The organism is Sorangium sp. So ce406 (genome assembly GCF_051474675.1).
Classification (GTDB): domain Bacteria; phylum Myxococcota_A; class Polyangia; order Polyangiales; family Polyangiaceae; genus Sorangium; species Sorangium cellulosum_G.
On the sequence record NZ_CP150340.1, the window covers coordinates 7,115,675 to 7,139,516 of the forward strand.

At 67.7% G+C, this 23,842-nt stretch carries 25 protein-coding genes; 10 read left to right on the plus strand and 15 right to left on the minus strand.

The window, feature by feature from the left end:
- Positions 1–14 precede the first annotated feature (14 nt).
- Positions 15–962, minus strand: coding sequence for an AraC family transcriptional regulator (locus tag WME96_RS26260; protein WP_437284335.1), 948 nt, complete (start codon positions 960–962; stop codon positions 15–17).
- 94 nt (positions 963–1,056) lie between these two features.
- On the opposite strand from WME96_RS26260, the gene WME96_RS26265 reads away from it, so the two are divergent.
- Positions 1,057–1,428: a hypothetical protein gene (locus WME96_RS26265; RefSeq protein WP_437284336.1), complete on the plus strand. Its 372-nt coding sequence runs from the start codon at positions 1,057–1,059 to the stop codon at positions 1,426–1,428.
- 186 nt (positions 1,429–1,614) lie between these two features.
- Here the strand turns inward: WME96_RS26265 and WME96_RS26270 are convergent, their stop codons facing one another.
- The 3 genes from WME96_RS26270 to WME96_RS26280 form a co-directional block, all read right to left on the minus strand.
- Positions 1,615–2,823 carry a phospholipase D family protein gene (locus WME96_RS26270; protein WP_437284337.1) on the minus strand — a complete coding sequence of 403 codons (1,209 nt, stop codon included), beginning with the start codon at positions 2,821–2,823 and terminating at the stop codon, positions 1,615–1,617.
- A 187-nt stretch (positions 2,824–3,010) separates the two neighbouring features.
- Positions 3,011–4,801, minus strand: coding sequence for an AAA family ATPase (locus WME96_RS26275; RefSeq protein ID WP_437284338.1), 1,791 nt, complete (start codon positions 4,799–4,801; stop codon positions 3,011–3,013).
- A 305-nt stretch (positions 4,802–5,106) separates the two neighbouring features.
- The gene (locus tag WME96_RS26280) at positions 5,107–6,555 is read right to left on the minus strand and encodes a hypothetical protein (RefSeq protein WP_437284339.1); all 1,449 of its coding nucleotides are present in this window, start codon (positions 6,553–6,555) and stop codon (positions 5,107–5,109) included.
- Positions 6,556–7,072: 517 nt separating this feature from the next.
- Here WME96_RS26280 and WME96_RS26285 point away from each other — a divergent pair.
- A complete protein-coding gene (locus WME96_RS26285) occupies positions 7,073–8,023 on the plus strand; it encodes an integron integrase (RefSeq protein ID WP_437284340.1) in 951 nt (316 codons plus the stop codon).
- Positions 8,024–8,388: 365 nt separating this feature from the next.
- Here the strand turns inward: WME96_RS26285 and WME96_RS26290 are convergent, their stop codons facing one another.
- Complete coding sequence (locus WME96_RS26290) at positions 8,389–8,667, minus strand: helix-turn-helix domain-containing protein (protein ID WP_020464947.1); 279 nt, start codon at positions 8,665–8,667, stop codon at positions 8,389–8,391.
- A gap of 161 nt (positions 8,668–8,828) precedes the next feature.
- On the opposite strand from WME96_RS26290, the gene WME96_RS26295 reads away from it, so the two are divergent.
- The gene (locus WME96_RS26295) at positions 8,829–9,491 is read left to right on the plus strand and encodes an RNA polymerase sigma factor (protein ID WP_437284341.1); all 663 of its coding nucleotides are present in this window, start codon (positions 8,829–8,831) and stop codon (positions 9,489–9,491) included.
- Entirely contained in the window at positions 9,488–10,114 is a 627-nt protein-coding gene (locus tag WME96_RS26300; RefSeq protein ID WP_437292357.1) for a JAB domain-containing protein, read from the plus strand. Before WME96_RS26295 ends, WME96_RS26300 begins: the two co-directional genes overlap by 4 nt.
- A 307-nt stretch (positions 10,115–10,421) precedes the next feature.
- On the opposite strand, the gene WME96_RS26305 is transcribed toward WME96_RS26300, so the two are convergent.
- Positions 10,422–11,501, minus strand: a complete 1,080-nt coding sequence (locus WME96_RS26305) for a WYL domain-containing protein (protein ID WP_437292358.1) — start codon at positions 11,499–11,501, stop codon at positions 10,422–10,424.
- Positions 11,502–12,017: 516 nt separating this feature from the next.
- Here WME96_RS26305 and WME96_RS26310 point away from each other — a divergent pair.
- The 4 genes from WME96_RS26310 (at position 12,018) to WME96_RS26325 (ending at position 14,488) form a co-directional block, all read left to right on the plus strand.
- Positions 12,018–12,440, plus strand: a complete 423-nt coding sequence (locus WME96_RS26310) for an HNH endonuclease (RefSeq protein WP_437284342.1) — start codon at positions 12,018–12,020, stop codon at positions 12,438–12,440.
- A gap of 374 nt (positions 12,441–12,814) precedes the next feature.
- Complete coding sequence (locus WME96_RS26315) at positions 12,815–13,441, plus strand: JAB domain-containing protein (protein WP_437292359.1); 627 nt, start codon at positions 12,815–12,817, stop codon at positions 13,439–13,441.
- Positions 13,442–13,628: 187 nt separating this feature from the next.
- A complete protein-coding gene (locus tag WME96_RS26320) occupies positions 13,629–14,033 on the plus strand; it encodes a hypothetical protein (RefSeq protein ID WP_437284343.1) in 405 nt (134 codons plus the stop codon).
- A gap of 32 nt (positions 14,034–14,065) precedes the next feature.
- A complete protein-coding gene (locus WME96_RS26325; protein WP_437284344.1) occupies positions 14,066–14,488 on the plus strand; it encodes an HNH endonuclease in 423 nt (140 codons plus the stop codon).
- Between the two features lie 92 nt (positions 14,489–14,580).
- Here WME96_RS26325 and WME96_RS26330 read toward each other — a convergent pair whose 3' ends face one another.
- The 4 genes from WME96_RS26330 to WME96_RS26345 form a co-directional block, all read right to left on the minus strand.
- Complete coding sequence (locus tag WME96_RS26330) at positions 14,581–14,835, minus strand: hypothetical protein (RefSeq protein WP_437284345.1); 255 nt, start codon at positions 14,833–14,835, stop codon at positions 14,581–14,583.
- The gene (locus WME96_RS26335) at positions 14,832–15,044 is read right to left on the minus strand and encodes a hypothetical protein (RefSeq protein WP_437284346.1); all 213 of its coding nucleotides are present in this window, start codon (positions 15,042–15,044) and stop codon (positions 14,832–14,834) included. The genes WME96_RS26330 and WME96_RS26335 overlap by 4 nt, the downstream gene beginning before the upstream one ends.
- A 126-nt stretch (positions 15,045–15,170) precedes the next feature.
- Positions 15,171–15,413 carry an addiction module protein gene (locus tag WME96_RS26340; RefSeq protein ID WP_061607704.1) on the minus strand — a complete coding sequence of 81 codons (243 nt, stop codon included), beginning with the start codon at positions 15,411–15,413 and terminating at the stop codon, positions 15,171–15,173.
- A gap of 47 nt (positions 15,414–15,460) precedes the next feature.
- A complete protein-coding gene (locus tag WME96_RS26345; protein WP_437284347.1) occupies positions 15,461–16,036 on the minus strand; it encodes an exonuclease domain-containing protein in 576 nt (191 codons plus the stop codon).
- A gap of 46 nt (positions 16,037–16,082) precedes the next feature.
- Between WME96_RS26345 and WME96_RS26350 the strand changes: the two genes are divergently transcribed.
- Complete coding sequence (locus tag WME96_RS26350) at positions 16,083–17,084, plus strand: hypothetical protein (protein WP_437284348.1); 1,002 nt, start codon at positions 16,083–16,085, stop codon at positions 17,082–17,084.
- Between the two features lie 144 nt (positions 17,085–17,228).
- On the opposite strand, the gene WME96_RS26355 is transcribed toward WME96_RS26350, so the two are convergent.
- From WME96_RS26355 to WME96_RS26370, 4 genes are all read right to left on the minus strand, one after another.
- Complete coding sequence (locus tag WME96_RS26355; protein ID WP_437284349.1) at positions 17,229–17,861, minus strand: LysE/ArgO family amino acid transporter; 633 nt, start codon at positions 17,859–17,861, stop codon at positions 17,229–17,231.
- Positions 17,834–18,832: a fatty acid desaturase family protein gene (locus WME96_RS26360; protein WP_437284350.1), complete on the minus strand. Its 999-nt coding sequence runs from the start codon at positions 18,830–18,832 to the stop codon at positions 17,834–17,836. The genes WME96_RS26355 and WME96_RS26360 overlap by 28 nt, the downstream gene beginning before the upstream one ends.
- A gap of 520 nt (positions 18,833–19,352) precedes the next feature.
- A complete protein-coding gene (locus WME96_RS26365; protein ID WP_437284351.1) occupies positions 19,353–20,816 on the minus strand; it encodes an FAD-dependent monooxygenase in 1,464 nt (487 codons plus the stop codon).
- Between the two features lie 332 nt (positions 20,817–21,148).
- Positions 21,149–21,976, minus strand: a complete 828-nt coding sequence (locus WME96_RS26370; protein ID WP_437284352.1) for a class I SAM-dependent methyltransferase — start codon at positions 21,974–21,976, stop codon at positions 21,149–21,151.
- Positions 21,977–22,068: 92 nt separating this feature from the next.
- Between WME96_RS26370 and WME96_RS26375 the strand changes: the two genes are divergently transcribed.
- Positions 22,069–22,692: a hypothetical protein gene (locus WME96_RS26375; RefSeq protein ID WP_437284353.1), complete on the plus strand. Its 624-nt coding sequence runs from the start codon at positions 22,069–22,071 to the stop codon at positions 22,690–22,692.
- Positions 22,693–22,712: 20 nt separating this feature from the next.
- Here WME96_RS26375 and WME96_RS26380 read toward each other — a convergent pair whose 3' ends face one another.
- Entirely contained in the window at positions 22,713–23,603 is an 891-nt protein-coding gene (locus WME96_RS26380) for a hypothetical protein (protein ID WP_437284354.1), read from the minus strand.
- Positions 23,604–23,842: the final 239 nt, after the last annotated feature.

Consider the following 23,842-nt stretch of genomic DNA (forward strand, 5'->3'; position numbering starts at 1 on the left):
ACGCCCATAGGCGCTCATGTCTCGATGTTCTTCGATTGACGACTTGCATCGCGATAGGCGCGCGGCGAGCAGCCGACCTCGCGCCGAAACGCCATACTGAACGCGCTCTCTGACGCATACCCCAGCTCAAATGCCAGCTCTCCGATGGCGCGATTGGTCGTCCGTAACGCGTCTTTCGCGAGCGACATCCTCCACTGGATGGCGTAAGCGAGTGGTGGCTGCCCGACGAGCACTTTGAAGCGCGCAGCGAACGCTGTGCGCGACATGCCCGCCACGCGCGCGAGATCGGCCAGCGGCGTCCCCGTCGCCACGCTGGTGTGGATATGGCGCAGCGCGGCGCCGATGCGCGGATCGGCGAGCGCACGGAGCCAACCTACGCGAGCGGGGCTGTTGCCCTCGGAATCGAGCCAGCGCAGCGCGTAGATCAGCACCAGCTGCGCGAGCTGGTCGAGCGCGCGCACCCGACCGTGCTCCGCGGCGCGCACCTCGTCGATGAGCAGCCGCGTCACACCGCGCAACGAGCTCGCCTCGTCCGCCGGGATGCGCGCCAACGCTGGCAGCGCCTCGACCAGCAGGTGGGCGTTCGCGGGGTCCAGCGCGAAGCGCCCACCGACTAAATGCACGACCGGCTTCGTTCGCCCGCCGCCGAGTCGGACGACGCGCTTCTGGGTGCTGCGAAAGAGCTCGTTCGCGCTTCGGCTCGGAGTCTCCATGTCGCTGGCAATCATGTACGGCGGCGGGCCGCCAAGCAGGAAGACGTCGCCCGCGCGAAGCCTCTTGGCCGAGCGTCCGCGAATGGCGATCAGGCACTCTCCCTCGACGACGACACCGAACTTCACCCCAGGATAGCCGTCGAACGCGAGGCTCCACCGACCATGGGCGCGCAGCTCCGCGGCGAGTACTGCCTCGGGCCGCAAGAGCGCGAGCATGTCTGCGAGCGGATCGCGAACGTCCGAGGTCACGGTCTGGACGATACATCAAAAAATGAGGCCGATCCATCATGGTAAGCGTGATGGCGTCGCGGTACAGGTAAGCGCCTGTTCCGAGGAGACCGACATGACGTTCAAGGTGATGGCGTTCGTGATGACCTTTGCCGGCGGCCTTCTCGGCCTCCGCTTCCTCTTCGCCGGGGGTTCCGTGCTCCAGGAGTGGGGCATCGAGGTGACCGCTGGCTCGCTGATCGTGGCTCGCCGGATCGGCGCGATCTATCTCGGCCTCGCCCTGATGTTCTTCCTCGGAAGAGCGGCTGCCCCCTCGGAGCTCCGCTCGGCGGTGTGTCTGGTCACGGGGGGAGCGAGCGCGCTGCTCGCGTGCCTCGGGTTCTTCGAGTTCATGAGCCAACGAGTCAGCGCTGGCATCTTCCGCTCGGTCGTCGCAGAGGCGGTGCTCGCGGCAGGCTTCGTCTGGGTCTGGTGGAGCGGACGATGACCGCAGCGGATGCGGACAAGGGGTGCAAACGCTCTCCGATGTCGAGCGTCATCGATGCGACCCCCAGGCGCGAACCTTGCCCGCCGAACGACTGCCGATGAGCCGCCGCGCCGCAGGCGCGGTCGGATCCAGCGGCTTGTTCGGCGCCTCCCACCTGGGTGACATCAGCAAAGGGCTTGGCATTTCCTACCCTCCGGGCGTCCCGGCGGAGGAAGATGCTGGGTGCTCCGAAGCCAGGGAGGGCCAATCGAGCTTGGCGAGGATCTCGGGGGACAATTTACCGTGCTCGGCGAAGGCCCGATCGAGCGCGGCACTCATCCAGGCGAAGCCCTCGCGGGACAGCTCCACCTGCGGCTGCTGGCGGTAGGCGTGCCGCGGGTTGGTGTTTCCTTCGCCCCTCCGCGCATGCTCCTGCGTCACCCTGAACGCGTCGGACTCCAGGGCTTCCATTAGGGCGTTGAGGGAGACACCGTTCGCGAGCGTGCCGTCGACAAACTCCGCATGATGGACACGCACGTAGTGGGGCCAGTCCTTCTTCCAGGACCGCCTCGCGATGTCGGCCGGCGTGGCGTCGTCGCGCTGGGGCATGTGCGCCAGCGCGATCGCGCGGCCGTAGATCAGGATGTCGTTGGGCTCCTGGACCATGCGGCCCATGAACATGATCGCGCCGTCCTGCGCTTTCCGTGGGCGCTTGCCCTTCGGGTACGTGCAGGCCCGGTGGCTCCCCGAGCGGTCCACCTCCGTGAAGACCGGCATTGTCCAGAACGCGCGGTTGTCTCCCTCACCGAAGAGCTTCACGAAGCTCTGCTCCGCGTCGCCCGACCAGGGCTCGCCACGCGGAGCTACCGCCAGCAGGCCGCCGTCGGCACCCTCGTCGCCCAGGCGCGAAGCGGGATCGGCCCGCGCCCCCTCGGCCTGGTGTTTCGTGACCTTCGCCTCCCAACTCTCTAAACGAGCGAGGTTGAGGTCCTCCCCGGAGCGGCCCCACAAGCGGTCAAAATATGAGAGGCAGGGATCGACCAGGTCTTTCCCCTCGGCCACCACCCCGAGCTCGTGGTTGTGCGCCATCGCTGCTTCGGTCAAGTTCGCGGAGGTGACGATCGCGCGGCTCTGGCCGAACACGTAGAGCTTGGCGTGGAGGTTTCGCAGGCCGCGGATCCGCCCGCCGTGCTCCAGAAGGCTGCGGAGGGCCAATATATCGCTGACGCCGGCGCTGAAGTCGTCGAGGTCGAAGCGGGTGATGACCTGGAGGGTCTCGGGCCGGCCGTGCGCGAGTAGGCGCGCGGCGGTGCGTCGCTTGATGAACGGGCATACGATCCGGACCGCCGAGTGGTCCGCAGCGAGCCCGCTATCGATCTCCTTGTCCCACGCGTGGTCCACGAGCCGGAAAATCATGCGATACCTCTCTGCGTCGGCGAGCGACCATGACGGCCTTTGGGTACAGGGGACGTGGCGCCCTCCAATCCTCTCCGGTCTGGCCGGTCTTGGCACAGCGCCCACCCTGCCGAACGTCTGACGCTCTGCTGCGCTGCGGCGTGCCGAGCGAAGCGAGACTCGCCGCAGCGTCAGCAGCAGCGGCGAGTTAGGCACTTTGCGCGGGAGCACTTTTCGACGGCGTCTTCTCGATATTCTCGGCGGCCTTCTCGATGAACGCAGTCATGTCAGCGGAGATCAACTCCTTCGTGATCACAGCGACACAGTGGCCCTTCGTGATAGTTTTTCCGCCTCCCGAGATCTTCTGAAGGACTTTGGGCAAGAGTTCCTTCCCGGGGAAGACGCGCTGCACAGTATTCAAGTCGTCTAGCTTTAGCTCATCGAACCATTTGAACACAAGGACATCCAACTCGTCTTCCTTGCGACGCTCCCTCAAGAAGCGGTTCACGCCTCGTGCGCACTCCAAGCTAGCACGACGAGCTTCTGCTTTAAGTTCTTGGGCCGCGGCAAGGATCGCGATCGTCGCGTCGGCGGCAGTGATGGTGGTTCCGACGAGCGCTGCGGCAGCGACAAGCAACTCCGGCTCCAAGAGATAATTCTCGATCTCGTGGCGCTCCAAGAGGTGCGGCACAACCCCCTCTTCCTGCTGTGAGGCAAGGAATGCAGGAACAATAAAATCAGGCATGCCGTCGCGATCCTGAACGAACGTGATGTCGAATTTTGTACCCGTCAGTCCTGCGAGGACCTTCCCCAGTTCCGCAACCGCGCGAAAATTGCTCACACCTCGAGCAGACAAGACATAAGAACTACTTTTGGACGAGTACAGCGGGCTACCACAGGCCTTGTCGAGCGACTTGAGAATGGTCTGATCTTTGTCCTCAACAACCACCAAGCGGCGCGAAGACAACAAACGCGAAAGCGCAGAGACGTCCACGACATCGGCGTCGACGAGTACGCTTACGAGATCCGCGTTCTTGCCGATCGGCGAGAGTTTCTTCTTGCTCGAATCGACTACGGTTACGTCGTTCGTAGAGAATGTGTCAATCAAATCGAGCGAATGCGTGCTTAGAAATACCTGTGCATCCAGATCAGTCGCAATACGACGAAATAGGTCGCCCAGCCGCGCTTGAAGTTTGCTGTGCAGGTGGGCATCGGGCTCATCAATTAGCAAAATTCGCGGTTTCTTAAGATATAGATAAGTGAGCATCTGGATTACCTGTTGCAACCCAGCACCCGACGAAACCACGTCAAAATCGCTGCTACCTTGCTTGTACTTGACCGTCACATACTCGTCGGAATCGCCATCGAACTCGACCGCGCTGACCGATACCCCAAATAGACCGGTTAGCCATGTATTGATTTGTTCCAACAGCGTGGGGTCTTTGGAGTTTAGCTGATGCAAGCTGCTTCTGAAAATCTCCGAGTATCGCCCTTGCGTTGCAAGTGCGTTGCGCCTTGCCGCAGTCGCGTAGGGCTCGGAAACGAGCACGCCGACCAGGCCAGGAATAAACGCAACCTCTGTCGCCAAGTACGATGCAACGCTGGCGGCAGTGAGGCCTTCGGGCAGATTTTCGGCAGAGACATGAATCTGCCCAAATTGCTGGCGCAGGGACACCCCAAAGGTCGTGTCGTCGTCGAACGTTAGTGAAATCGTAAGTGGCTTGCCGGCACGTTGTTGGTGCCAGAGTTCCTTGATATCTGGCGTCGGAGCGACCTCCTCTGCGCCGGTTAGATATCGTTTGTGATACACGGCATCGGGCGAGTTCCCTTCAAATCGGACATGCCCATGCATGAGCAAGAAGAACGCGCGGATTGCGTGCAGAATTGTCGTCTTGCCACAGTTGTTCGGACCCACCAGAACGTTGAAGTCTCGAACCTCAACGATTGTGTCCGCGAATTGTCGAAAGCGTTGCAACCGGAGCGACCGGATCTTCTTCATGGGGGGCGGGGCGGGACGACGAGTGCGCACGGTGAACCTCCGGGTAACGGGACCACACCTAGTGTCGAGCGTCAATCGTGCAAGCAGGTCAGCGTCTGGAGCATCTTCGCACTGTAGCTCAGGGTTTACGGCAGGAGGCCCTGGTCTAACGGCTTGGGCTTCAGGCGCGGCGCGCAGCGTCGTCGCCTGCAAGCCCTGGTTAGCCGGGGCTGCCTGGTCGGCGCGGCTGAAGCTGTTTTCGACGCGGCTTGCTCCTCGATGGACATGGCGGTAGCTCCGTAGCTTCGGCATGCAGTTCACCGCAATCAGGGACCTCGCCGTCGTGCTGCTGTGCGAGTGTCTGCAAGCCTATCCCCTATATGCTCCAGCCACCAACGCAACGCCTGCTGGTCCGTGCCATGGGGAGCATCTGCGGCAAGGTCCGGGTAGACGTTCGCGAGCAGAGCAATCGCGGCTTCGACTGTCTCGTCGCGACACTCATCCGTCGCCAAAAGGGAACGGGTCTTCCCCACAAGCTGCAACTCGTGCGGCAGAATGACATTCCGGTGTTGCTTGGATAGCCAATAGACGTCCACCTGCCTAAGCGCGTAGTCAGCAACCGCTAGCGCTGCGATTGTTGTTTCCGTGTCGGCATTATCCAACTCCATCAGCCGCAGATAGTCCTCGGTGACTTCCGCCGCCCCATCAAGGCTTGCACATTCTGCCTCGGTAAACGAATCCGTTCTCATGAGCGTTTGCCAAGGCGTCGTCGTATCGGCTGAGGCCACAAGCTTGCTTAGCGTCGAACCGGGCGTGCGGCCGAGTGCTATCGGCGACCTACAGCCATTCGCATGCAGAATCACCAGCCGGCCTGCTTCTTCAGTTGATTCGACCGCAAGCGTCGCATGATCGCTCTTGGCCCCAAGTAGTTCCGCCTCGTCCTCTGTCGGCAACGCGCTCTCTACCCAATATGAAATGTATAGTTGAAAAGACCCTGGACCCGCGTCGCGAGTGAACGCGACCCAGGCTCGCGCGTCAAGGGGCGATACGTTGGAATATCCGTCCGGCAACTTCACCCACGCGGTCCCCTGTGGCGTGGCAATTTGTGCGCGTTGGCGGCGATCACGCTCCTTTACGGGGTGGGAGCCGTTCACTATTCCCACCACGCGAACTTCAACGCGGTCGGGCCTGGATTCCAATCGACTGCTGAGTGCCTTGTCTAGCGCCTTGACTGCGCTGTTGACGGCATTCCCAGTGTTGGTCGTATCAATCACAAGAACACTGAGTCGCTCGCATTTCTCAAGCTGCAACAGTCCCGCAAACGCACGGCAGAAGTAGTCCTCGGATGAGCCGCCTTCAATCTTCCCTTCCCACACGAGCCCGGGAAACATATGGAATGTCTTCCCGTCCAGGAAGTTGAGGCGTCCGCGATGGGCGAGACAATGTAGAAGCGGTAGGACATAGGGAATTCCACCTGTCGCGAAGAACAGTACGAGATTCGGCTGAAGGTGCTCGACCTCGTCCGCAAGCTGCCAGACGGTCGCTCGCATTTCTCGAACTTGATTGTAAGCGATCTCCAGCGCGTTCGACGCCGCCGTCGCGTACTCCATAGGCATTGCGACACGAATCGCGTTGGCGTCAGGATGCGACGTGTACATTAGTCGAGATGGGTTCGTAGGCATGTGCACCTTTCGGCTGGCTTGCCGGTGGTACGAGTAGAACAGGATGCACGCTGCCGCGCAGGTCAAGCATGCAAAGATCACGAGAAAGTCCATGGTTGTCATCGCATAGCCGGTTCAGCCGAAAGTGCGTCCACCGGTCTGAGTGGCTCCGCGTAGAGTCACCGAGGCCTCGGCTTCGATAGCATGAAGACGAGTGGGTCTGTAAACATCGGCCTCTCCGGCTAACGTCGCAATCATCTGTGCCGCGCGACATATCTTCGCATTTTTGCATGTAGACTGCGAACCGCGGTGCCCGATCACCGTGTTCTCGTGGATGAGTCGCGGCACCCCGCAGCATATCTAGATATCCCCGCGGATAGGTCGCGATCTTCCGCAGGCTATCTGCGCATCTCCGGAGATAGGCCGCCGCTACGCAACTACGTATCGCCGTTGATGGGCTTCGGACGGCGACTGTGTGCCGAGAGGCAAGATGCGTGCCTGTGATTGATTGCCTCGGGCGACTGATGTGCGGCCCAAATATCCGCTGGCCGCCGCAACTCGCGCCCGCCCTGCGCCGATAAGGGTCACTGCGGGTCCGACGAACCGGCCCCAACCAATCGGAACCACCCCCATGACCCTCATCGAAGCCGTGCGCGCCACCGTCCGGCGCCTGCATTACTCGCCGCGTACCGAAGAGGCGTATGTCCACTGGATCCGGGCATTTATTCGCTTTCATCACGGCAAGCACCCGCGGCAGATGGGCGCGGAAGAGGTCACGGCCTTCCTCAACGATGTTGCGGTCGCGCGCCGCAGCGCGGCGTCCACGCAGAACCAAGCGCTGTGCGCGCTCCTCTTCCTTTACAAGCGGGTCCTCGACCTGCAGATACCCCGGCTCGAAGCGCTCGAGCGTGCCCGCCGGCCGGAGCACCTCCCCACGGTCCTCTCGCGAAAGGACGCTCTCACCTTGCTCGAGCACCTGATTCCACCTTTTCGACTCATCGGCGAGCTCCTCTACGGAAGCGGCCTCCGCCTCCTCGAAGCGCTTTCGATTCGCGTCAAAGACGTCGACCTTGATCGACGGCAAATCATGGTGCGCCGCGGGAAAGGACAGCACGACCGGCCGGCCTTGCTCCCCGCTCGGGCGCGCGACGAGCTGCAGGCCCAGCTCGACGCCGTGGCGCAACGGCACAAGAAGGAACTCGCGGCTGGCCGCGGCGAGGTCGACCTGCCCCACGCTCTGCGAGCGAAGATGCCAGGAGCAGCCACGAGCCTCCCCTGGCAGTACCTCTTCCCCGCCTCTCGCCCTTGCACCGATCCAGCGACGGGTCGACAGGTCCTCTACCACCTGCACGAATCGGCGGTGCAAAGGGCCGTGAACAATGCCGGACGGGCGTCGGGGCTCACCAAGCGCGCGACATGCCATACCCTCCGCCACAGCTTCGCGACCCACCTGCTCGAGGCGGGCACCGACATCCGGACGATCCAGACATTGCTCGGCCACAAGGACGTGCGGACCACGATGATCTACACCCACATCGTCGACCGCGGCCCTCTCGGCGTAATCAGTCCTCTCGACCGCTGACCGCCGCTTCCGCGTGGAGCGCGTTGAACTCCGCCCCCACCCCCTCGTGCCGCCCCCGTGCATCGTGGAAAGGTAGCCTAGCCGACGGTTGGCCCACCTTGTCAAGGAGGCCAGCGCAGGACCGAGCGGGCTCTCCAACGGACGAAGGCGCGAGCGGTTCCTCGATGCCCTACCCCTCCGAAGCGAAGAAGTGGCCCTGCAATGGCCCGGCCAGTCATCGGCTGGGGCCCTCAAGCTGCTACGGCCTGTAGAGTTCGCCGCGGCGCGGTGCAGCGTCTGCGCAAAGCATGCGCCAGTTCTGCGTCACGGTGAGGAGCACCGGCGATAGCCGTAGGCAGTCGACTGCGGGCAGCGAGGGATGGCCGTCAAGGGCCGGCGAGACGCTTGCGCGGCCTCCCGCGCGTCGTCTCCGGCATCTCGGCTGGCCGGAACAGTGCTGCTGGTGTCACGCCGAGGGCGTTGGCGATCGCCACAAGCGCCGCGACGCTGACGTTGGTCTTCGCGCGCTCGAGGCGATGGAGCAGGCCAGGGCTCACGTCCGCCGCTGCCGCCAGCTCGTCCTGGGTCAGCCCTCGCCTGACCCGAAGCCGCTGCACGTTCGCCGCGATGTACCGAAAAACCGTATCAGTCTCGATGGGTTCCATCGCCACGGGCTGAACCTGGGAGGGCCAAAAGTAGTCGTGGATTGTGACTTTACTTGACTCGGATCGTGCCTCGCACGTACCCTGAACAAAACACAAAGTGCCCCCGCGACGGCTGGCACCGTCCGGAGGCGTGGCCGAACCCCGCTTGCACGAGGTCCGACATGGAAACCGTACGTCTACGCCCTGACCAGGGCCAAGAGATCGATCCGCCCTCCCGCCGCCGTCCCCATCCCGCTGCTCTCAGCCGGCTCGCCCGCCCGCCCAAACCCGTTCATCACCAGCCCTCTCCCCCTGCCGTCTACCTCGACCCCACCGCGCTCTTCGAACAGCGCCCGCTCATCCGCAGCACCCTCCGCGCCCGCGGCGTTCTCCCCGCCGATCTCGACGACCTCACCCAGGACACCCTCCTCGGCGCCTGGCGCAGCCTGCGCGCCGGCCGCTTCCGCCCGTCCCCCGCTCTTCCTCCCGCCGACGCCCTCCGCCGCTGGCTCGCCGGCGTCGCCGCGCGGCAGGCCTCGCACTACCGCGACAAGGCCCACCGCCGCCACGAGCTCCCCGCGGTCGACCCTGACCGCCTCTCCGCCTTCGCCGCCCCCTCTCCCGAGGCCCGCCTCGTCGCCCGCGGCCTCCTCCGCGCCTTCCACCGTCTCCGCCCCGAGCTGCGCGAGATCCTGTCGCTCGCCGCCACCGGCCTTTCCTCGCTCGAGCTCGCCGCCTCCCTCTCGCTCCCTCGCCCCACGGTGGCCACCCGCCTCCGCCTCGCGCGCCGCCTCTTCGCCCGCGCCCTCACCCGCTCTCGGAGGTGGCCCCGATGCGCCCGATGACCCGCGCCCCCGTCGACGCCCCCGCCGAGACGGCGGCCGATCTCCCGACCGCGACCGAGGCCGCCCTCCTCGAGATGGTGCTCGGCCTGCCCGGCGTCGGCCCGCGCATCCTCGGCACGGCCGCTCTCCCGTCCCTCGGCCGCCTCTCTCCCGCGGCGCTCGCCGAGCGCACCCAGATCGCCCTCTTCGACGCGACCCGGCTCGCCGCCGCCTTCGAGCTCGGCCGCCGCTACCACGCCGCCCGCGCCCGCCGGGGCGCGCTCCTCACCGACGCCGCCCGCGTGGCGCGGTACTTCGGTCCGAGGCTCGCCTCCCTGGTCCACGAGGAGCTCTGGATCGCCGCCCTCGACACCCACGGCCGCGTCCGCGAGACGCGCCTGCTCGCCCGCGGTTCCGACGATGCCCTCTACGTCGGCCGCTCCACCGTCCTGCGCACCGCGCTGGACATGGCCGCCCACAGCTTCGTCCTGGCCCATAACCACCCCAGCGGCGACCCGACGCCGACCCACGAGGACGAAGACATGACCCTGGAGCTGCGCCACCTCTCCGAGGAACTGCACGTCCCGCTCAAGGCCCACGTCATCGTCACCCCCAGCGGCCGCTACGCCGCCGTCCACGAGTAGGTCTCCTCGCGGGGCGCAGCGCCCCTGCGGCGGGCGTCCCGCCCCTGCGCATCCAGCCGAAAGCTTCCCGCTCACCGCCCCGGTCGGGAACTCCGCAGACCTCCGGCGGCTGCACAAGACGCTGAAGCACGATCCACCGCGGGACCGACGCAGGCTACCGCATTGAGGTCGACCCGCACCCACGTGCCGCCTCCGTAGACCGCCTGCACGCCGGCGGCATCAGCGGGCGATCCCCGCTGCTGTCTGCTCTGACGACGCCTCACCGCAGAGCGCATCGTCCTGGCGCGCGGATGAACCCGCCTCACGCTTACCGTCGCGTTCGCGGTTTCTGCGGGCGCGAGCGCCTCCGAGTGGAAGGCGACGTCCCAGCCGGGGGGGCCGCCCGGGAGACAAGCCCATGCTTGGCTGCCATCGCAGCGACGCGTCCGGCGATCTTTTTCGCGAGCGATGCCGGCTTCAAGACGCGAGCCTCCTCGCCGAAGCCGAGAATCCAGCTCTCGAGCTCGGGGCATGGTTTTACGTGCAGGCGGACGAGAACGCCGTCATCACGAACTTCGATCTTCTGTGTGAGGTGCCAGCGGTGCGCCGCTGCGTACGTGCTCCATCGTGGCGCCAGCAGCACTTCGACGTCGGCAGCGTCGGCTTCGGCACCGATGAAGATGCCGAAGCTGTGCTGGAAGACCTGGTCGGGATCATAGTCCAGGCGTGGTGGGTACGAGAAGACGGTCTGGTCGACATCGACGCCCACGATGCGCGAGAAGCGGTACGGGTAGGGTGGCTTTGTGTCAGACCGTCCGATAACGTAGAGCTGGTGGTCGTAGATTGCGAGAGAGAGCGGCTTGATCCGGATGGTTTCGCGCTTGCCGCTGAAGTGGCAGTAGTCGATTGTCGCGTACCGGGAACGCAGGAGCGCATCGATGACGTCGTCGAGTTCGCCGGCCTTCTCGGAGAGCGCGGCCTCACCGCCTCGGCGCACAAAGATGAACTTACGATCTATATCTTGAAATTTCTTACCCCTCTTGGCGCGATTCAGGATGAACGCGAGTGCGTCGCGCATTCCGCACTCGTAGCTCGTGCCATCGAAGATGCTCGCGAGGCTTGTGCCGAGGCAAGCAGCAATGACCGCGGCATCCTTCGGAGCAGGCGACCCCGAGAGGAGTTTCTGCTGGTCGAAGCGCAGCACCTTGCGTTTACCCTCTTTGACTGCGCTGACGCCTCGCACCTTCGTGAGCAGGCGGATATCACGATCCGCCGTCGACGGTTCCACCTTGCCGAGCTCCGCGATGGACCGTCGATCGTGTTCCTTGCCCTGAAGAAGCTCGTCCAGCACGGCGAGCACACGCTCGAGCGTGCCCGTACGGCCTTCTTCGTCGTCACGCGCCGTCATGATCACGAGATGATCGTGTGTTCACATGGCGATCACAACAGAAAAATGATCGCGCGCTCCGCCACGATCACCTCGCGATCATGTGATCGTCTAGCGATCACATCGGGAAATCGTGTAGCATGCCCAGGCTCCCGAGCTTACGGTTCTCTTCGAGGGCGCGACGACACGACCCGAGCGCCTCGCTCCAGCGGATCATGTGACCCGCCACGGGGCGTGTCGAGGACGAGTGATCGACGATGTGCGCTCGAAGGAGGAGCCCGACATGACCGGACCCAAGACCGTGCCCGTGAATCCGCACAAACGATCGCCACCGTCCCCCGTCCCGAATCCGCCCGGCGAACGGCACTACCCTAAGCCCGGACCGAAAACCGTCCCTGTAGACCCACATAAACGATCGCCGCCGTCGCCCCCCCGGGCACCCAAGAAATAAGCTGCGACGATGGTGAAGCCTTCCGCGAATGCTCCCCTCATCGGCGGCGGTATCGCGGTGTCCGACTCGAACCTGACGGAGTTACCATGGCCTACAGCACCGAACGGCTGCTAGAGATCTTTATCAAAACTGACGGGAACTGCCACATCTGCCACGGTGTACTCACCTTCCATAACTACGGGCGGCCATATGCACGCGGCGGCTGGGAGGTTGAGCATTCGGTGCCAAGAGCCCGGGGTGGAACGGATCGCCTGAACAACCTCCTCCCGGCCCACGTCTCGTGTAATCGGCGGAAGCGCGACGGCTCAACGTGGCAGGCGCGAGCCTTCCACGGGAAAACGCGGGCTCCGTACTCGCGTGAGAAGAAAGCTCAGCTTCGTGGCCACAACACCGTCCAGGGGCTCACGGCCGGTGCTCTCGCTGGAGGTCTGGTAGCGGGGCCGGCCGGTGTCCTCGTTGGGGCTGTTGTCGGTGGCATTTTCGGTCATTCCGTGAGGGTGCCTAAGTAGGCCGGGACGGTGTTCCAGTTTGATTGGCGCTGCCGCTACGACTGCGGGCCCAGGACGGCCGGTCAAGGAGGCACTGCGTGAGCCGGCGCCGGCCGCGCCCTCGCAGCCACACGAGGCCCAGCGTGCTCACCGAGCCGGCATGCATCTTTCGAGAACCGTGCTGCCCTCAGCCACGGTGGCCCGCCCCGCGCCTTCCACCGTCTCCGCCCCGAGCTGCGCGAGATCCTGGCGCTCGCCGCCACCGGCCTTTCCTCGCTCGAGCTCGCCGCCTCCCTCTCGCTCCCTCGCCCCACGGTCGCCACCCGCCTCCGCCTCGCGCGCCGCCTCTTCGCCCGCGCCCTCACCCGCTCTCGGAGGTGGCCCCGATGAGCCCGATGAGCGGCGCCCCCGTCGACGCCCCCGCCGAGACGGCGGCCGATCTCCCGACCGCGACCGAGGCCGCCCTCCTCGAGATGGTGCTCGGCCTGCCCGGCGTCGGCCCGCGCATCCTCGGCACGGCCGCTCTCCCCTCGCTCGGCCGCCTCTCTCCCGCGGCGCTCGCCGAGCGCACCCAGATCGCCCTCTTCGACGCGACCCGGCTCGCCGCCGCCTTCGAGCTCGGCCGCCGCTACCACGCCGCCCGCGCGCGCAGGGGCGCGCTCCTCACCGACGCCGCCCGCGTGGCGCGGTACTTCGGCCCGAGGCTCGCTTCCCTCGTCCACGAGGAGCTCTGGATCGCCGCGCTCGACACCCACGGCCGCGTCCGCGAGACGCGCCTGCTCGCCCGCGGCTCCGACGACGCCCTCTACGTCGGCCGCTCCACCGTCCTGCGCACGGCGCTGGACATGGCCGCCCACAGCTTCGTCCTCGCCCACAACCACCCCAGCGGCGACCCGACGCCGACCCACGAGGACGAAGACATGACCCTGGAGCTGCGCCACCTCTCCGAGGAACTGCACGTCCCGCTCAAGGCCCACGTCATCGTCACCCCCAGCGGCCGCTACGCCGCCGTCCACGAGTAGGTCTCCTCGCGGGGCGCAGCGCCCCTGCGCATCCAGCCGAAAGCCTCCCGCGCACCGCCCCAGCCGGCAGCCCCGCCGCGCGTTCGCTCTCGTCATCGCGGCTGGCCGGGGAGGAGAGGAGCCGGGGTGCTCCGCGTGTTAGGCTCGACGGCGAAGCGGGCTTGCCTCCCGCGTCCACCCCAGCGCGATGTCGACCGCCACCGTCACCCTCGCTCTCCCCGAAGCGCTCTACCAGCGCCTCCGGGGGACTGCGCTCGCGACCCGACAGCCGCTCGAAGCCGTGATGCTGCGGGCGCTGAGCCTCGGCAGCCCTCCCGCCTGGGACGACGCGCCCCCGGAGTTCCAGGTCGACCTCGCCTGCCTGGACAGGATGGACGACCAGGCGCTCTGGGAGATCGCAAAGAGCCACAGGTCCGAAGCAGAGCTCGCGCGCTACGACGAGCTGCTCGACCGGAACACCCAGGGGCTCCTCACGCCGGCGGAGCGCATCGAGCTCGAGCGTCTTCGCCACGAGAGCGACCTGTTCATGCTCCGCAAGGCGCACGCTGCGGCGCTCCTGCGATGGCGCGGGCACGCCGTCGCTTCTCCGTAGCGCGCCCTCCACCCGCTGGAAGACGGACTGCGGTGTCAACCTACGTCTCCGAGCTGCTCCGTTCTCGTATCGAGGAGGCCGATCGGCGCCGCTGTCAAACCTGCCTGACGAGCGAGGCCAATAGCGGAATTCCCCTGACCTGCGATCACATCACGCCGGTCTCGAAGGGCGGGCCGACCTCGTTCGAGAACGTATGCCTCGCATGCCGCCCTTGTAACGAGTTCAAGGCAGGCGCCACGGAGTCGGCCGACCCGCTGACAGGAGAGGTCGTGCCGCTCTTCAACCCGCGCCTCCATCGCTGGAGCGATCACTTCACGTGGAGCGTCGACGCAACCAGGGTAGAGGGCGTGACTCCCTCGGGTAGAGCAACGTTCATCGCGCTCCGGATGAACCGCGCGACGATCTTCGCTGCACGTCGGCGCTGGGCCGAGGTGGGCTGGCACCCGCCCGCGTAGCGCTGGCTACCCCTCTCCATCGACGGCGCGACCGTGGTGCGGATGCGCCCGGTGCAGTCCGGCGACGAGCACGCTCGTGTCGAAGGCGAGCTTCACGACTCTCCCTGGATCCGGTCCGCTCGTGCATCGCGATCGGGGCGATGGTCGAACACTTCGGCCGGCATGGTGGCGTCAGCGTCGACAAGCAGGAGGCCATGCCGCTCGGTCAAGGTGACGCCCTCACGTCGCGCCGGATGATCTGCAGCAGGGAGGTCGCTGGCGGCCTCATGCGCGACCAGCTCGATCACGCGAAGCCGGTCGGTTACAGGGAGGGCGCGGTGGCGGCGACGGTCGGACCCGACGGTCATGCCCGGCAGGATGCCATCCCCGCAGCGAGGAAGGAAGGCGAGGATCGGTTGCTGATGCATTGAACAGGCGGAACGAGCGCGGCCGCATCCTCGGCGAGCAGCGCCGGCACGTCGTCCAGGATCTCCGCATCAACGGGCAACTCCCTGTGCAGCCGCGCCATCTGCTCGGGCTTGAGCGGCGAGAGCATCACGCCCAGCATGTCGGCCACCTCGCGGGGGATCGGCGGCCTGGCCGGCCTGGTGCTGCTCGACCTCGTAGGGGACTTGAGCGCTTCTTCGTCGTTCCGCTGCCTCCCGGATGTCCAGCTCGGCAGACGGGAGAACGAGGAGCCGGCTCATCGACGCGTCGCGAGGTGCGTACGGAGGTCGGCCTCGACCTGTTCCCAGGAGCGGCCGGCATCCGGTGCGGCCTCGACCTCGGCGAGCCGGCGATCGAGCTCGGCCTTGTGCCACTCGGGTACCGGCACCTCATCCTCTCTCGCCGCGATCCGCTCCCAGAGCGCCTGGACGTACTCGATCTGCTCGTGCACGGTGAGGTCGTCGAAGCCGGGCGGCGGGCCCTGGATGGCTCGTTGCATGAGCCACAAGATACCACGAGGTCTGGAGCGAAGCCCGAGCGAGTCGCTCACCCCGCGGGCCCTGCATCCGGGACCGCCACGCGGCCGATCGCGTAAGGCAGGATTCGCGCGATGTTGCGCGCATCGTCGATCCCGCGGTGGTGTGTCCCGTGGAGCGGGAGTCCGAGCCGCTCGAGCGCGCTCGCCATGCCGTAGCGCTGGGTCACCCCGAGCGTCGCGGAGAAGCGCTTCTTGATGTTCATGTGCCCTTGCAGCGACAGGGGCACGCCCCAGCGGGCCGCGTCGATCTCGAACTGCTTGCGGTCGTAATCGCCCCACGAGCAGAAGAGCGCCTCCCGCTGGCCGACGAAGCGCCCGAGCGCCGCGATGGCTTCGGGGAACGTGGGCGCGGCGTCGACGTCTGCTTGCGTGATCGTGGTGAGCTTCGTGCAGAACTCCGTGAGCTTCGGCCGGATGACCGGGCGCACGAAGGTGGCGAGCTCGCTCACGGGCTCGAGCGTCGCGCCGTCCACGAGGACCGCGCCGATCTCGATGATCTCCATGATGCGCTCGGGGATGCGGCCCTCCTCATCGCACGTCGCCTCCAGATCGATCACCAGGAAAAATGCAGGTTCCTTTCCCATGTCCGTCCTCCTTTCTGCTGACCTTGATACGATCCGCGCGAAGAACATGCCCGGACACGAAACCGGACAGGCCGCTCCCGCAGGCTTTTCCTGGGAGGATTACGTCGCCTGGCTCGTCGCGCAGCACGGCTCCTTGACCGCGGTCGCCGAGCGGCTCTCCTCCCTGCGGGGCTACGAGGACGACGTCGCCTCGATCGAGCGCGCCCGGCGCCGGCTGCGGACGCGTGGCCAGCGGGACGGCGGGACCTGGGGGACGCGCGCGCTCGCGGCCTTCGGCTTGCCGGACGCGCTCACCGAGCGCGCCCGCTGGATGGGCGCCTATCACTCGCGCTTCACCGACCTGCCCCTGCCCCTCGCCCAGGACCTCTTGCGCCTCTGGGATCGACCGCCGGTGAGCGAGGATCCGACCTCCCACGTCTTCCTCGCCCTCGCCCACGCCACCTGCGCGCTGCGCGGCGACGACCGCGAGGCCGGAAAGACGCACCTCGCCCGCATCCGGCCGCTGCTCGGAAAGGCCCCGCCCGAGGCGCGGGTGGAGGCTCTGCTCACGGAGGCCTTCCTGGCGAGCCGTGATGACGTCGCGCGCGTGGCCGGCCTGCTCGACGAGATCGAGCCGCTCTTCGAGCTGCCGATGCCCGCCCACGACCGAGCCTGCCTGTTCGCCCGGTGGATCGATCAACGCGCCTTCGAGCGGAACCGCTCCTGGGGCGGCAAGCCGCCGGATCCGGCGGCTGCGGAGGCGCTTTACCGGCGCATCCCGGAGGACGGTCCGGCCTTCGCGCGCGCGCGGCGGGCGAACGGGCTGGCGTATGCGCGGTGGAAGCAGGGTTTCCCCGAGGAAGGCGCGGCGCTCGCGCGGGATGCGTGCCGGCACGCGGGGGACGGCGGGCACCTGCGGATGCGCGCGATGGCGCTGAACATGCTGGCGCGAATCGCGGGCGGCGAGGAGGGCGCGGCGGCGAGGCGGCGGGCGATGGCGATCGCGAACGAGCTCGAGGACGAGGTGCTCAGGCTGCGGTTCGAGCGGCGAGCGGGAAACAAGGGCTGAGGTGTACAGGGGGTCCGCTGGCCTCGCTCCCGGTCCAGCCGTGAGGTGGCCGGCGGCCTCCCCGGAGGCCCCAGGTGCTTGAAGGCCTCGTGGTCGCCAGCGTACGTGGCGGCTCCGCTGAGCCTCACGAGCGGCTTCAGGGGCTCAGCCGAGCGCGGTGACGCCCTCGACGAGCAGGCGAGCGGCGATGGCGAACATGACGAGGGCGATCCCGCTGTCGAGGACCCTCCAGGCGAGCGGCCGCCGGAAGACGGGCGAGAGCAGCCGCGCGCCGTACCCCAGCGCCGTGAACCAGACGAGGGACGCGAGCATCGCGCCGCCGGCGAAGAAGGCGCGGGTCTCGAGCGGGTAACGGCCGGAGATGCCGCCGAGCAGGACCACCGTGTCGAGGTAGACATGGGGGTTGAGCCACGTGAGCGCCAGGACCGTCGTGAGCGCCTGGCGCAGCGAGCCGCCCGCGCCGCCGTCCGCTCCGAGGCTCGACGGCGAGAGCGCCCGGCGCACCGCCGAGAGCCCGTACCACCCGAGGAAGGCCGCTCCGCCGAGGGCGAGCGCGGTGAAGAGGCCCGACGAGGCGTTGACGAGCGAGCCGACGCCCGCCGCGCCGGCCAGGATCAGGGCCGCATCGCTGAAGGCGCAGATGGCGACGATCGGGCCCACGTGCCGCCGCGCGAGCCCCTGGCGCAGCACGAAGGCGTTCTGCGGGCCGATGGCGATGATGAGGCTCGCGCCGAGGGCGAGCCCCTCGATCAAGGCGACGGCTGCTCGCGATTCCATGCGGCTCCTCGCCGCTCAGGGGCGCTCGCCGGACGTGCGAGCCGACCGCGGAGCAGCGCGACGTAGAAGTCCCGGTAGCCCGGGTGGAAGAACTCGATGTTCTGGTGGATCGCTCCGTGGAGGTCGTGGAGCCGGTCGATCGGCAGGCTGGGCATCAGGTGGTGCTCGACATGGTAGTTGTTGCCGTTCGTGTACCAGGTCATGAGCGCGTTCGTCCTGATCGTGCGCGTATTGCGGAAGACGTCCGTGCTGGAGACGTCGCACCGGTAGTGCTCCGGCATCTCGATCAGCGCGTGCACGGGCGTCGCGATCAGGACGAGCGGCAGCAGCCAGACCAGGAGGATCAGCGAGGCGTGCGTCGCGCAGGACGCCGCGCCCAGCGCGACGATGGCGAGCAGCATCACGACGTAGTCTCGGCACATCCGGGCCGAGACGTCGGGCCGCTCCGCAGAGAACCGCCGCCCGACGAGCGAGAGCCACAGGTTCTTCGCGAAGCTCGCGTAATGGCTCGGCATCATGAGGCGATTGAACCATAGCCGCAGCGATGCGACCCGGGAGCTGCCGTACTGGTCCCCGTAGTCAAAAAACTCCTTGTTCTCCGGGGTCCCCAGGTGCTTGTGGTGGCGCAGGTGGCTCGCCTGGTAGCCCGCGAACGAGACCAGCATGGGCAGGCCGAGGAGGACGCCGGCGAGCTCGTTCAGCTGCTTGTTCCTGAACCCCTGTCTGTGCAGCACCTGATGCTGTAGCTCGACGCCGTGCGCGAACATCAACCCCAGGACGACGACCCCGAAGATCTTGAACACGAGCAGGCTTGATAATGCGAGCTGGGCGCCGTGCGCGAGCAGGATGAGGTAGATCGAGAGCTTGAGCGCGAACGTCACCTCGCTGGAGCGGCTCTTCAGGCCGTGAAGCGACACCGCGCGCTCTGCCATGCCGGCCGTCGATGACACCTGGGCCTCCGGATTCATCATGAGCTGATGTCCTGCGAACGGTCTGAGTTCGTATCGGAGGTGTGTCGCGCCACGGCTCCGTGGGTCGCCTGGACTGCCACGTGCGATCGTGCCCGCACGGCGCCCGGCGTGCCCGTTCGGGTCACGGTCGCCGCCCTCCGTCGCCGGCTGCCTGGAGCATGCGTTGTGCCAGGAGGCAGGTCGGCGGCGGCGCTCCTCGAAAATCGCGTCGGAACCGGGCGCCAGAGCGCAGGCGGAGGAGCCCGGCCTCGAGCCCCGGACTGTGCGAGCCCGGGAGCGATTGCGTGATCACGCAAGAGGCACGGCGCCACGTCGCAATCTCGTGGCGTCCGGCGCACGGCCGGGCCGCGCATTCACGGCGCCCCTTGGAGACGATGATGGCGCGGTCGCCGGCGGCCTCGACCTCGGAGAGGTTGTGGGTGGAGCGCAGGATGGTCCGCTCCTTTCCGATCTCCTTATCGACATCGCGAGCCCGGGCGCATCGCCGGGCGACCGGGGGTGACGCGGGCGGCCGAGCGAGCTACGCCCCCGTGGGCGGCCCGAACCACGTGGCCAGGGCCTCACGGAGGCCCTGGTCCGTGCCGTCTCCCACCCACGCGACGTATCCATCGGGCCGGATCAACACGGCCCTGGGCGCCGCGACCGCGCCGAGCACCGGGAGCACCCACGCCCCGGCGTACCGCGCGTCGACCCGCTTCACCCGATCCGCCCACGGACCCAGGTCGACGGCCCCGGGCTCACCGAGGTCGAGCAGCACCGGCCGGGCCTCGTGCAGCAGCGTGAACACCCGCCGTGGCCCGCCCTCGGTCTCCACGTCCAGATCGGGCATGCGGCGCCCGAGCAGCGGGTGTCCCGCGCCGAGGTCGTAGCGGATGCCCAGACCCGAGACCAGCCCGGCGTACTGCTTGCGCGCCTCCTCCAGCGCCAACAGCTCGGCCATGGTCTCGCGCAGGGCCTTCGTCCGCTCGTCGCCCCGATGGACCGCCGTCGCCGCCATGGTGTGCTTGAGCACCCGCGCCCCGACCGGGTGCCGCTCGGCCTGGTAGGTGTCGAGCAGGCTCTCCGGCGACGTCCCGTGGACCACCTGCGCCAGCTTCCACCCCAGGTTCACCGCGTCCTGCACCCCGAGGTTGAGCCCTTGCCCGTTCGCCGGGGAGTGCACGTGCGCCGCGTCGCCGGCCAGCAGCACCCGCCGCTCCCGGTACGACGCCGCCTGCCGGGTCGCATCGCTGAACCGCGAGAGCCACGTGACGCCGTGCACCCCGAAGTCGGTCCCGTACGAGGCGACGAGCGCCTCGCGCAGGTCGTCCAGGGTCGGCTCCTCGTCTTGCCGGATCTCCCTCTCGCACAGCACCGCCCGCACCCGCTTGCCGTCCTCGAGCGGCCCGATGCCATAGACCCCCTTGTCTCCCTGGCGGATGCCGAGCGCCGGCTCGACCATCTCGCCCTCGGCCACCAGGTAGCTGACCGACGGCTCCCACCCCGGGAAACCGATCCCGGCCTTCTTGCGGATCAGGCTGCGCCCACCGTCGCATCCGACGAGGTACGCCGCCCGCAACGACCGCCCATCGGACAGCGCGACATCGACGCCGGCGTCCTCCTGGGCGAACCCCGTCACCTCACACCCGCGGTAGATCGGCACCCGGAGCTCCTCGACCCACGCGGCGAGGATGCGCTCGAAGTGCTTCTGCCACAGCGCGAGCCCGTAGTTGTGGCGCGTCGGAAAGTCGCTGAGATCGAGGGGCGTCGTCGCGAACGACGCGGTCTGGGCGATCTTCCCTTCCGCGAGGAATCGATCCGCGATCCCGCGCTGATCGAGCACCTCGATCGTGCGTGCGTGCAGCCCTCCTGCGCGCGACCCCGCGAGCTCCTGGCTCTCGCGCCGCTCGACGATGGCGACGTCCACCCGCGCCAGCGCGAGCTCCCCCGCCAACATCAGCCCCGTCGGACCCCCACCAGCGATGACCACTGCGTGTTTCGTCATGGCCAGGGAGTGTGCGGCATGATCCGGGGCTTCCAGCAAGCCCCCATGTCTGGTATACGCTTGCAGCGGGAAGGGGAAAACGTGGCCTTCCCCCGCGCGCTCCGTGCGTGCTCCCCCCCGCGAACCACGGCGCGCAAATTCGGCACGGCCCGAGCGAAAAAGGCGCAGCGAAGCTCCGCGTCACGGATCCTCGCTGCGCCCTCGAGGCCAGGACGTCGAATGCCCCTTCGGCCGCCCAGTCACCGGTCGTCTGGGCGCGTCGGGCCGGTCGATCACCGACGGTGAGTGCTCCACGGGCGCCCTGGCGGGCCCACGGAGAAGGAGCAGTTCCCCTAGGTCCGGTCCAAACGGACGTAGGTGTTCATCCAACGGGCCGCCTCACGCTGGGCTTCCGGCAGCGGCGGCCCGATCGGCCGGTTCAGGCGCTCGCCTTCCTCCCGCGCGGAGAGCTGCTGGCGCAGGGCCCAGCCCATCGGCGCGAACCAGGCCGGCCCCCCTTCCGGCGCGAAGCGGGGTCGGCTCTCGGCGTCCGCCCCCAGCCCCTGCCAGCGCTGCAGCACGATCGGCAGCAGCGCAGGATGCAGCAAGTCCGTGAGCCAGGTGCGGATCGCCGGGACGGCGGCCAGGTCGCGGGCCAGCTCCGCGACGACGTCGGCCTCCAGGTACAGCAGCAGGGCCTCCGTCAGCACCAGGACGCCCTTCGAGGCCTTGCCGACGCCGGCCAGCAGGACCCGGCGCGCGTCGGGCCGGGAGAGATCGACGGGGTGGCGCTCGACGTGGCACCTCGGCCGTTCGCTCGCGAGGACCTCCTCCTTGTAGGCGACCAGCCCCGGCAGGTCGGCCTCGATCCAGCGCAGGGCCGCGGGAAGGCCCAGGCGGTAAGGGCGGGTGTCGAGGCCCGCGGCGAGGTTCAGGATCGTGTCGATGCCTCCTGCCGCGAGGCGCTCCAGCAGCAGCCGGTCGAAGCAGACCGTGCGTGTCACCAGCGAGGCCACGGTGGAGCCGCCCATGGTGGCTTCGATGGCGGCGCCGCGCTCGCCCGCCAGGACCCGCGCCAGCGGGTCGTGGAAGAGCGCGTCGGCGCGATCTCCCTCCGTCCCGCGGCACCAGGCGGCCCAGCGGGCGGTGTCGGAGACGTCGCGGATCAGGCGTGCTGGCATGTGGACCTTCTCCGTCCTGAAGAACCGGGCTGGCGCCGGTTTCGCCCGGCTTAGCCACAAGGGTGACGTCGGTATTCTGGCCCGCCACGACCTTGAAATCACCCTTCGTCGTGACCTGCTCGGCCGCCGTGGTATCGGTCGAGCTCCGCCTGGAGCGCATGACCATGACCGAGCCGAAGATCGTTCACGTTGGCCCCTACCCCCTTCGGCTGCCCGAGTTCTGGTACGAGGAGGGCGACGTCCGCGAGAAGCCCGGCTTCTTCGGGTACAACGCCGTCGCCGTCGCGGGGGTGAGCTTCGACTTCTACGTCATCGTCGGGCGGGGGCGGGACGAGGAGGAACGACGGCGGCACGTCGACGGGTTCGTGAAGGGTAAGGCACCGCTGCGTCACCTCCGCGAGAGCACGAGCTGGCAGGGCATGGCGTTCGAGAAGCACCGATTGGAGGAGTGCACGAAGCTCGCCCCCGGGGCGGTGTACGAGCTGTTCCTCTGCGAGGCCCACGGCGACCTGCTTCTGTTCGGTTTCGGCTTCGTCGCGCCGCTCGAACAGGAGGAGTCCCTGCGGATGCTCTTCACGACGATGGTGAGCGGCGCCATCGTGGAGCGGGGCAATTCGCTCCACGGGAAGAGCGCCGGGAGCGGTGGTGATGGCGGCGCTTCACGCGCCGCCGAAGAGCCCAGGCGAAGCTGGTGGACGCTGTTTCGGCGGCGGTAGCAGCGGCCCGGGAGCGCCGATCACAGCAGCAACGCGTAGCTCACCGTCAGGCGCATCTGCATCCCCCAGCCCCCGCGGCCCTGGCGGCCGTCCGGGCGGGGCAGGTCGTCGAGGCGCGCCACGCGGAAACCCAGGATGTCCATGGTGACGATCCCGTGCTTCGTCATGTTCGCGTCGAAGCCGAGCCCCGCGTGGCCGCCGAGGTACGACCGGTCTTCGCTCCAGCCCTCGCCGAGCATGATGGCGGTGCCGATGTTCGCGCCGAGGCGCAGGTACGGCGACATCTGCGAGTCGAACGGGTGGATCGAGAGGTAGGGCCACGCGTAAACCTCGTGGCGGTACGCCTCGAGCTCCGGCGGTAACGGCTGCCCGGAGCTCATCTCGTCGTCGGCGCCGAGGGTATAGGTGCCATCCACGCCGAAGCCGACGTGGGCCCAGGGCTGGAGGCGCACGCGCGCGCACTGGAGGAAGCGGACCTCTTCATCGGCAATGCCCAGCTGGAAGCCAATGCACCCGCCCACGCCGAGGTACGGGCGGAACCGGTAAGTCCAGCCTCCGCTGCGGCCGCCGGAGTAGTGCGGGGGCGGGGCCGGGGTCGGCGCGGGCTGGATAGGAGGCGGCGGCGGGGGGGACGGCTGCGACGGCGGCTGCGGCGGCGGCGGGATGTGGCCCTGGGCCTGGCCGCTCGCCTGGCCCTGGGCGCCGGCGCCGGCCTGGCCCTGCCCCTGGATGACCACCTGGGGGATCCATTTGCCCGTCCAGGGGTCCCACACCACCGTGCCCCGCGTGCCGCCCTGAGCGCCGGCGCCGGCGTTGCCACCCGCGTTGCCCCCGGCGCTGCCCTGCGCGGGCCCGGGTGGAGGGCAGTTGGTGCCCCAGCAGAGCTGCGCGCTCGCCTCGGGGGCAGCCACGAAGAGCGCTGCCAGGGCAGCGGCAGAGAAGAGCCTGGCTCGGAGGCGCCGACGAGAAGAAGGCGTGGTGTTCATGAGGTTCAGCGAGGAAGAAAGCGTCTGCTCGTGACTACGCTGCCGACCGCGGAAACTTACCTCGAAACCGTCGCCGCTTCGCCGGCCGCGAGGTCCCGGTCGGCCCGGGCGAGGCGCGGGGCAGTGTCGCTTCCTCAGATGTCCCGCAGGTGCGAGCTTTCGCG